This is a genomic window from Staphylococcus sp. HMSC65H10 (assembly GCF_001839185.1).
In the GTDB taxonomy this organism is placed as follows: Bacteria; Bacillota; Bacilli; order Staphylococcales; family Staphylococcaceae; genus Staphylococcus; species Staphylococcus simulans.
Map to the genome: position 1 here is coordinate 1 of NZ_KV840312.1, position 1,487 is coordinate 1,487.

At 30.3% G+C, this 1,487-nt stretch carries 1 protein-coding gene; it reads left to right on the forward strand.

All coding sequences use genetic code 11. The annotated features are described in order from the left end of the window. Positions 1-127 precede the first annotated feature (127 nt). The gene (locus HMPREF3270_RS02410; protein ID WP_070867156.1) at positions 128-1,450 is read left to right on the forward strand and encodes an ISL3 family transposase; all 1,323 of its coding nucleotides are present in this window, start codon (positions 128-130) and stop codon (positions 1,448-1,450) included. The last annotated feature ends 37 nt before the right edge of the window (positions 1,451-1,487 follow it).

Consider the following 1,487-nt stretch of genomic DNA (forward strand, 5'->3'; position numbering starts at 1 on the left):
GGCTCTATAATAAATTCGGTTGATGAGATAACCTAGCGGTTATTTCTCAATCGGATTTTTTTTGCATAAAAAGGGCGCAATCCCCTATCATTAAGTTACCACACAAAAAGAAAGAGGTATTGCGCTTATGTCCAATTGTATAGCAAAAGTCATTGATTATAAAGGGAAAAACATTGTATTTGATGAAGAACCAAAAGTAGTCTATATGAACTTAGTAAGAACACTAATTTTTAAAGGAACGCTTACTTATACGCCTGACTGCTGTGAAAACTGCGGAGCAGTTAATCATAATAACTTAATCATTAAAAACGGTAAACGCAAAACTATGATTAAATTATTAAAAACACAAGGTACACCTAGTTATTTAGAATTAAAAAAGCAAAGATTCTTTTGTCGTGGCTGTCGACGTTCATTTGTATCAAAAACTTCGTTTGTCAAAAAGCATTATAACTTCTGCAATAATTTAATACTGCATCTTCTTTATCAAAGTGGAGAAAATAGATCGTGCAAAAGTATTGGATTAGATAATAACGTCAGTGCTACATCAGTAATACGTTATATTAATAAAATAGCCGGAAGTGTAAAGCTAGGACCTTTTAATAAACTACCTCAACACATCATGGTAGATGAATTTAAAAGCGTAAAAAATGTCATAGGTAAAATGAGCTTTATATATTGTGATGGTGATACGCATGAAATTATAGATATTCTTCCTGATCGAAGACAAAAAGCTTTGTTTGATTACTTTATGAGATTCGAAAAAACTGCTCGAGCAAGCGTTAAAACTGTAACGATGGATATGTATAGTCCTTATATTTCTTTATTCAAGAAGTTATTTCCAAACGCAGAAATTATTCTCGATCGTTTCCACCTCGTTCAAGCTTTGAACCGTGAATTGAACAAATGTCGTGTTAAGTGGATGAATCACTTCAAAAACACTCAACAACCTTTATATAATAAGCTTAAACATTTTTGGAAAATTATTCTCAAGCCTTCAGAATGTTTAAACAGTGTGGAATATTATTATCAAAGATTATTCAAAGGATTAGAATCAGAACAATCAATCGTAAATTATATACTAGATCAAGTTCCGGAATTAAAAGATATGTATATCAGAGTCAATATCATTCGTGTGTTGATTAAACATAATAAAATAGCATTATTAACTGAGGAAATTAATAGATGTTTGGATGAATCAATTTTGAATATAGGATTAAGAAGAGTACTTAAAAGTTTTAAAACTTTCCTTCCGGAAATTCAAAACACATTAAAACACTCTGCACGTTCTAATGGTCCAATAGAAGCTATGAACAACAATATTAAAGTACTTAAACGAGTAGCTTATGGTTATCGTAACTTCTATAACTTTAGAAATAGAATTTTAGTTAAGTTTAAACTTCTAGCTGGCAAAAAACATCATATTAAAACCACTCTTAATCAAGTAGCTTAAATAAAAATAAAACACTCAAAAGGTTTTGGATAATTCC

What these genes read in the sequence shown, in the direction of transcription:
- HMPREF3270_RS02410 (WP_070867156.1), top strand. Translation starts at nt 128, where the DNA reads ATGTCCAATTGTATAGCAAAAGTCATTGATTATAAAGGGAAAAACATT.